The following is a 7,627-nucleotide window of genomic DNA, read 5'->3' as shown; positions in this document are numbered from 1 at the left end:
TTGATTTATAGTTGACAATCCCCCTTTTTTCTTCTAAACTCATAATGAGTTGAAATTTGAATAAAAAATACCTTTGAACAGGTAGAGGTCGCAAATTTCATTACCTCTGTGGAGCGAAGCAACGCATAGAAGCAGGGTTAGGGAAATTGGCCGAAACGATTTTTTTCTTGCTTGAATTATATCGTTGGGGCGTAAGTAAATAGCTTGCGTACTGTCTTAGCACAAGCTAAGGTGCGCTATGTTTTGTGAGAAGTTGTTGACAAAATGTCTGCAGTCGTTTTCCAATCATGGAGTCCGGCTGCTTTTTTCTTTTGCCGTGCTTGTGTGTTTTCAAAATTCAGTACTCAAAAAAAGAGGGAGAATGGAGAAACATGAAAAAAATTTATTGGCTTTTATTCATATCATTATTTACTGTATTATTTGGCAGTACAGCTACTGCAAACGCTGATGATCAAACACCTGAGGACCAATTTAGGGTAGGAATGGAAACTTCCTATGCTCCTTTTAATTGGACACAAACTAGCGACGAAAATGAAGCTGTCCCTAAAAGCGGCGATTCGAGCTCTTACGCTGGCGGATATGACGTTCAGATGGCTAAAAGAATCGCTGAAGGGATGGATAAAGAATTAGTTGTCGTTCCGATCGAATGGGATGGTTTAGTACCTGCTCTAAAATCCGGTAAAATTGATGGAATTGTAGCTGGAATGTCACCTACCGAAGAACGGCGAGAAGAAATTGATTTTACTGATCCTTACTATGAATCTGACTTAGTCACTGTGACTCGTAAAGATAGCGAATATGCTGATGCCAAATCACTCGAAGATTTAAATGGTGCAAAAATCACAGCACAATTAAATACCTTCCACTACTCTGTCATTGATCAAATTCCTGGAGTGGACAAACAACAAGCTCAAGACGACTTTTCTGCTATGCGAGTCGCTTTATCTTCAGGAATTATTGATGGGTATGTGAGCGAACGTCCTGAAGGAATCACTGCAACTAACGTGAATGACGATTTGACAATGATAGATTTTGACGAAGGAGAAGGATTTGAAACTGCGCCTGAAGATATTCAAGTAGCAGTTGGCATGCGTAAAGGTGATCCCGATTCCTCCACAGTGAATGATATTTTAAGCGGAATTTCCCAAGATGAACGAACCGAAATCATGGACCAAGCAGTAGAAGACCAGCCTTCGTCTTCTAGCGGAAGTGAAGATGAGGAAGAAGCTAGCGGTGGATTATTGGCTACTTTTGGTGACATCATTTCACAATACGGTGTCCTTTTCTTAAGAGGAGCTGGCTTAACACTTCTCATTGCTGTTTTTTCTACAATTGCAGGAACAATCGTTGGCTTATTAATAGGAATCTTTAGGACACTCCCAGATTCAGAAAATCCTCTTGTATATGGCTTACAAAAAATCGCTAATGCTCTTTTACGTATTTATATTGAAATCTTTCGTGGCACACCTATGATGGTTCAAGCGATGGTAATCTTCTATGGGGTTGCTTTATTGTTTTCAATCGATATGAACCGAACAGTAGCAGCTTTATTGATCGTATCTGTTAATACCGGAGCTTATATGTCTGAAATTGTCCGTGGCGGAATTTTTGCGGTCGATGATGGGCAATTTGAGGCAGCTCAAGCGATTGGTATGACACATGGGCAAACGATGCGTAAGGTCATCTTGCCACAAGCGATTCGAAACATTTTGCCAGCAATCGGAAATGAATCTGTCATTAATATCAAAGATACTGCTGTATTAAGTGTCATTAGTGTAGGTGATCTTTTCTTCCAAGGTTCAGCAGCTGCAGGAACCAATTTACTATTTTTCCAAACCTTTACAATCGTAGGTGCAATTTATTTAGTCCTAACATTATCCGCTACTGGACTCTTACGACTTATGGAAAAGAAAATGGATAGTCCTAATACCGACACAAAAATAGAAGAAACAACTACAGGACACGAATAGGAGAATATATATGTCAGCGATTATCGAATTGAATCATTTAAAAAAGAACTTTGGCTCCAACGAAGTTTTAAAAGACATTTCAACTACTGTAAATAAAGGACAAGTGTTAACCATTATTGGTTCTTCCGGTTCAGGAAAATCTACTTTACTACGTTGTATCAACTTATTGGAGAAGCCTACAGGTGGACAAATCCTTTATAAAGGGGAAAATGTACTAGAAAAAGGATATAATCTACCAAAATATCGTACACATTTAGGAATGGTTTTCCAATCCTTTAACTTATTTGCTAATATGGATGTATTAGAAAATTGTACAACTGGCCAAACAACAGTCCTCAAAAGAAAACCAGAAGAGGCAAAAGAAATTGCACTAAAAAACTTAAAAAATGTCGGAATGGACCAATTTGTCTCTGCTAAACCCGCTCAGTTATCCGGAGGACAAATGCAAAGAGTAGCCATCGCTCGCGCTCTTTCGATGAACCCAGACGTCTTACTTTTTGACGAACCAACTTCGGCTCTTGATCCGGAAATGGTCGGCGAGGTATTAAAGACCATTCAAGATTTGGCAGAAACTGGCTTGACTATGGTAATCGTAACGCACGAAATGAGTTTTGCCAAAGACGTTTCAGATCGAGTGATTTTTATGGATCAAGGTGTTATTGCCGAACAGGGAACTTCTTCAGAAATATTTGATCATCCAAAGGAAGCTCGCACAAAAGAATTTTTACAAAGAATACATTCATAAATGATAAAGTCGAGAAGTTTTTGAACAATCATAGACCAGCTTTTTTGAGTTGTTGTTCAAAATAGACTTCTTGGCTTTATTTTTATGTAAAATTTAGAAAATAAAAAAGATTGATTCAGTTTCTAATTGCTATTTTGGGTTGAATTTGTTAATTTGTTATTTATAATACTGTGAAAGAAGTTGGTTAAATTGAAAACAAAGTTATTATTTAGAGACTATTTAACAATCGGCTCTATGCTTTTTGGTTTATTCTTCGGAGCAGGGAATTTAATTTTTCCTGTTCATTTAGGACAAGAAGCTGGTGCAAACGTTACGGCTGCAAATTTCGGGCTATTAGTTACCGGTGTGGGTCTTCCCTTTTTAGGGGTTATTACGATGGGGATTTCACAAAGCAGTGGTGTATTCGAATTATCTTCAAGAGTAAACAAATCTTATGCTTATATCTTTACAATTTTGCTTTATTTAGTCATTGGTCCTTTTTTTGCTTTACCCCGTTTAGCAACAACTTCTTATGAGATTGGGATTGCTCCCCATATTCCCGAAGGACAACAGGGACTCGTATTGGCGATTTTTAGTATTTTATTTTTTGTTACCGCTTGGTGGTTTTCTAGGAAGCCTTCAAAAATTCTTGATTATGTAGGTAAATTTTTAAATCCAGTATTTCTAGCTTTATTAGCTATTTTATTAGTGTTAGCTTTTGCTAGCCCACTAGGAGATATTTCTAATGCTCCAATCCAACCAAATTATCAAAGTGGTGCTTTTTCAGGGGGCTTTTTGGAAGGTTATAATACACTAGATGCATTAGCTTCATTAGCATTTGGGATTTTAATCATACAGGCAATTAAAAATCGTGGCGTCAAAGATGGTCCAACAATTGCCATAGACACAATAAAAGCTGGAACGGTCAGTATTGTTTTAATGGGTGTTATATATAGTCTTCTATCTTACATGGGAACGATGAGTTTAGGTAATTTTGCAGTCAGTGAAAATGGAGGCGTAGCGCTAGCCCAAATTTCACAATATTACTTAGGAACATATGGCAGTATTATCTTAGCACTTATTGTTATCGTTGCTTGCTTAAAAACTGGTATCGGGCTAATTACTTCTTTTTCTGAGACTTTTGTAATCTTATTCCCTAAACAAAAATATTTATTCTTTACAACACTAGTTAGTGCAATGGCTTGTTTATTTGCTAACGTAGGTTTAACTAGAATTATTGAATTAGCAACACCAGTACTAATGTTTTTATATCCTTTAGCAATAACTCTAGTTCTTTTAGCCATTATCGGAAGGTTATTTAATAACGACCGACGTGTCTACCAAGTAACTACTTTGTTTACTTTGATTGCTTCAATTATTGATGGTTTAAACGCTGCTCCCCCAGCAATAAGCCAATCAAGTGGAGCACAAATGCTTATCCAACTAGGCGAACAATATCTTCCATTCTTTGCTATAGGCATGGGTTGGGTACTCCCCGCTTTAACTGGCTTTATTGTTAGCCTCATTTGGTATACAACAACTAAACATCGCCATAATTAATCATACAAAAAATTATCCATTCATTATCTGGTGGATAATTTTTTATATGATATAAAAAATCCCGCTAATCAATACAAGTTAGCGAGAAAGGAATAAAAAGTGAAAAGTGTTTAAGTGTATTGCAACTATGTGGCTAAGTATAAAAAGCGGTAGCGGTCATGAAGAATTTATGATGAAAACATTTGAAATATATAAGATTCAAAAAAGATCTGAATAATAGTATCTATCTAGCAAGCTTTATATTTTTCCCTGTAGGGGATAAAATACTAATTTTATCTATACTCTCTAGTGAAATAATACGAATAAGTTGAGTGTTTTTCTTCTCTTTTATAACAATTTGATTTTTCCCTACAGCATTTCGAACCATCCAGCCAAAAATGACTTCGAATTGGTCCACCTTATCCGTTTTTAATTGTAAAACCAATAAGCTATTTTGCATTTTTGCTTCTTGTAGTTTCGTTCGAATATAAGCTAGATTTTCATCTTCTACTCGTTTATCATGATCGTCGCTCAAAAAAGAATCTAGCAATGTGGCAGAATATAATAGGACAAATTTTCCAAGCTTATTTAAAACTTTAGACCTTTTTTCCATAAATATCATCCTTCCTTAACTTTTAAGATTCCTCTTTAAAGCGAGTTAACCATGGCTGAAGGCCTTCCATTATCATTTGGTATGTTTTTTCAAATTCTCCTGAATACCATGGATCTGATACCTCTTGTTCTTGCTTTCCTTTAACAGCTCCCATATACAAATAAACTTTATCTTCCATTCCTGAAGGAGCTTGTTTAATTAAATCAGCGACATTTTGCTTGTCCATACCAATAATCCAATCGAATAAGTAATAATCTTCCTTGGTTATCGGGCGAGAACGCATTGTAGAAAAATCAATTCCTTCGCGTTTTAAAATAGCTTGCGTGCCAGGATGAGGTGAGTTTCCTTCTTCCCAACTACTAGTTCCTGCTGAATCAACTTGTAATATGTATCCTCTTTGTCTACTAAATTGCTTCATTAACCCTTCAGCCATAGGGGAACGACAAATATTTCCTAAACAAACAAATAAAACTTTTGGCATATTGTTCTCCTTTATTTTTTATCCTTATTCTAAATTCGTTTGGTAAGGGTATTGAAAATGTTCATAGGAAAGAACTGTAGCAATTCTTCCTCTTGGAGTACGCTTTAAAAATCCTTTCTGGATTAAAAAGGGCTCATACATATCTTCGACCGTTGCTTGTTCTTCTCCAATGTTTACAGACAACGTATTCAACCCTACAGGTCCTCCACCGTATAATTCAATCATTGTCTTAATTAATTTTTGATCAATATGATCCAAGCCTTCTTGATCTACCTGTAATAATGTCAAAGCCTTGTCCGCGATTTTTTTATCGATTATTCCGTCTGCTTGTACTTGGGCAAAATCACGAATTCGTTTCAATAAACGGTTCGCAATTCGCGGAGTCCCTCTTGAACGACGTGCAATTTCAGCCGCACCTTCTGTAACGATTTCTGTTTGAAAAACAACCGAAGAACGCAGAACAATCTCTTTTAAGTCTTTTTCTTCATAGTATTCCATATGCGAAATAATCCCGAAACGATCTCTTAACGGAGCAGATAACATGCCTGCTCTGGTAGTTGCACCGATTAAAGTAAAAGGAGGTAAAGGAAAATGAACTGGATGACTTGTTGTCCCTTGTCCTACCATAATATCTACATAGAAATCTTCCATTGCAGAATATAGCATTTCTTCAGCTACTCTTGGCAAACGATGAATTTCATCTATAAATAAAACATCTCCAGGTTCTAATTCATTTAATATCGCAATTAAGTCTCCAGGTTTTTCGATCGAAGGTCCACTTGTTGTGCGTATGTTTACTTCCATCTCATTGGCAATAACCATTGCCATTGTCGTTTTTCCTAGACCAGGAGGGCCATATAAAAGTACATGATCAAGAGCTTCTTCTCGATTTTTAGCAGCCTGAATATAAATTGTCAGCTCTTCTTTCACTTTATCTTGTCCAATATATTGAGTTAAAAATTGAGGACGTAAAGTTTTTTCATAAAATTCTTCATCTTGATTAGCATTGGGTGAACTCATTCGTTCTGTCATATCTTCCCTCCTGTTCTATTAACAAATACACTTATTTTTTCATCATTTCTTTTAAAGCTGTTCGCAAATATTCATCTGTAGTCATAGGAGATTCTTTTTCCAATGATTTATGAACCTTTTTTATTTCTTTCGCTGTATAACCTAAGGCTTGTAAAGCTTGCATCGCTTCATCTAAAGCTAAGTTTTCTTTCGAAGGATCAGCTGACTCTTGTTTTATCTCCGATACATCTCCTAATTTTCCTTGTAAGTCTAAAATTAACTGTTGAGCCGTTTTTTTACCTACACCAGGAAACTTTGTTAAAAAAGTAATATTAGAGGATTCAATGGCTGCAATCAACCCCTCATGATCTTCATTTGCCATAATAGCTAATCCATTTTTAGGTCCGATGCCAGAAACACTAATTAAGCGTAAAAATAAATTTTTTTCTGCCAAGGTATTAAAGCCATATAAAGTATGAGCGTCTTCTCTAATCACTTGATGAACAAAGATTTTTATTTGTTGATTTACCTGATTGCTATATTGATAAGGATTTCCTGAAGCAATTTGATACCCCACTCCATTATTTTCTACCACAATATAAGCTGGATAGATTTCTGTTAAATTTCCAATGATATATTCGTACATAGTCTTTCCTTTCTGCACGTATGTTCCCTTATTATAACACAACTCTTAATAAAAGAAAAAATCCGCTTTAATTAAAGCGGATTTTTTTATAAATCTTTTTCACCTAATTAACATATTTTACATAACTACTATAACCCTTTTCTTCCATTTCAGAAAGAGGAACAAAAGACAAAGCAGCCGAATTAATACAATAGCGTAATCCACCCTCTTCTTTAGGTCCATCATTAAAAACATGCCCTAAGTGTGAGTCTGCTTGGTTACTTCGTACTTCAGTTCGAGGTTGCGCCAAAGTAAAGTCTGCTTTTTCTTGTATGCTTGAACCAGGTATTGGTTGGGAAAATGACGGCCAACCACAACCAGCGTCATATTTATTTGAAGAAGCAAATAGAGGTTCACCACTTACTATATCAACATAAATCCCCTTTTCATAAAAATTATCATATTTTCCAGAAAACGGGCGTTCCGTCGCATTTTCTTGAGTTACTGCATAAGCAGTAGAAGAAAGTTGTTCTTTTAAATCTTGTTTTGTATCTTTAGACATCTTCTCACCCTCTTTAGACCCATTTTCTCTTGTTTGGAACTATTTGTCTACTGTTTTGCTTTTTTCCTTAATTGAATAAAAGAACAACATTTCATTATCTAA

8 protein-coding genes and 1 riboswitch are annotated in these 7,627 nt (G+C 35.9%); of the genes, 3 read left to right on the top strand and 5 right to left on the bottom strand.

Annotated features, from left to right (window positions below; genetic code table 11):
* Positions 1-74 precede the first annotated feature (74 nt).
* Positions 75-247, top strand: a riboswitch (Lysine riboswitch).
* 124 nt (positions 248-371) lie between these two features.
* The 3 genes from G577_RS0109460 (at position 372) to brnQ (ending at position 4,254) form a co-directional block, all read left to right on the top strand.
* On the top strand, positions 372-1,970 hold the full coding sequence (locus G577_RS0109460; protein WP_028790985.1) for an ABC transporter permease subunit: 1,599 nt from the start codon (positions 372-374) through the stop codon (positions 1,968-1,970).
* 10 nt (positions 1,971-1,980) lie between these two features.
* Entirely contained in the window at positions 1,981-2,715 is a 735-nt protein-coding gene (locus G577_RS0109455) for an amino acid ABC transporter ATP-binding protein (protein WP_028790984.1), read from the top strand.
* A gap of 189 nt (positions 2,716-2,904) precedes the next feature.
* Positions 2,905-4,254: a branched-chain amino acid transport system II carrier protein gene (gene brnQ / locus G577_RS0109450; RefSeq protein ID WP_028790983.1), complete on the top strand. Its 1,350-nt coding sequence runs from the start codon at positions 2,905-2,907 to the stop codon at positions 4,252-4,254.
* A gap of 223 nt (positions 4,255-4,477) precedes the next feature.
* Here the strand turns inward: brnQ and G577_RS0109445 are convergent, their stop codons facing one another.
* The 5 genes from G577_RS0109445 to msrB all read right to left on the bottom strand — a co-directional run bounded on the left by G577_RS0109445 (position 4,478) and on the right by msrB (position 7,525).
* The gene (locus G577_RS0109445) at positions 4,478-4,846 is read right to left on the bottom strand and encodes a hypothetical protein (RefSeq protein ID WP_028790982.1); all 369 of its coding nucleotides are present in this window, start codon (positions 4,844-4,846) and stop codon (positions 4,478-4,480) included.
* A gap of 22 nt (positions 4,847-4,868) precedes the next feature.
* Positions 4,869-5,327, bottom strand: coding sequence for a low molecular weight protein-tyrosine-phosphatase (locus G577_RS0109440; protein WP_028790981.1), 459 nt, complete (start codon positions 5,325-5,327; stop codon positions 4,869-4,871).
* A gap of 24 nt (positions 5,328-5,351) precedes the next feature.
* Positions 5,352-6,359, bottom strand: coding sequence for a Holliday junction branch migration DNA helicase RuvB (gene ruvB, locus G577_RS0109435; RefSeq protein WP_028790980.1), 1,008 nt, complete (start codon positions 6,357-6,359; stop codon positions 5,352-5,354).
* A 31-nt stretch (positions 6,360-6,390) separates the two neighbouring features.
* The gene (gene ruvA, locus G577_RS0109430) at positions 6,391-6,984 is read right to left on the bottom strand and encodes a Holliday junction branch migration protein RuvA (protein ID WP_028790979.1); all 594 of its coding nucleotides are present in this window, start codon (positions 6,982-6,984) and stop codon (positions 6,391-6,393) included.
* A 103-nt stretch (positions 6,985-7,087) separates the two neighbouring features.
* Positions 7,088-7,525, bottom strand: a complete 438-nt coding sequence (msrB, locus tag G577_RS0109425) for a peptide-methionine (R)-S-oxide reductase MsrB (RefSeq protein WP_028790978.1) — start codon at positions 7,523-7,525, stop codon at positions 7,088-7,090.
* Positions 7,526-7,627: the final 102 nt, after the last annotated feature.

Source organism: Tetragenococcus muriaticus DSM 15685 (genome assembly GCF_000423785.1).
GTDB lineage: Bacteria > Bacillota > Bacilli > Lactobacillales > Enterococcaceae > Tetragenococcus > Tetragenococcus muriaticus.
Note: the sequence above shows the minus strand (reverse complement) of the source record. Positions and strands in the feature narration are given on the sequence as shown.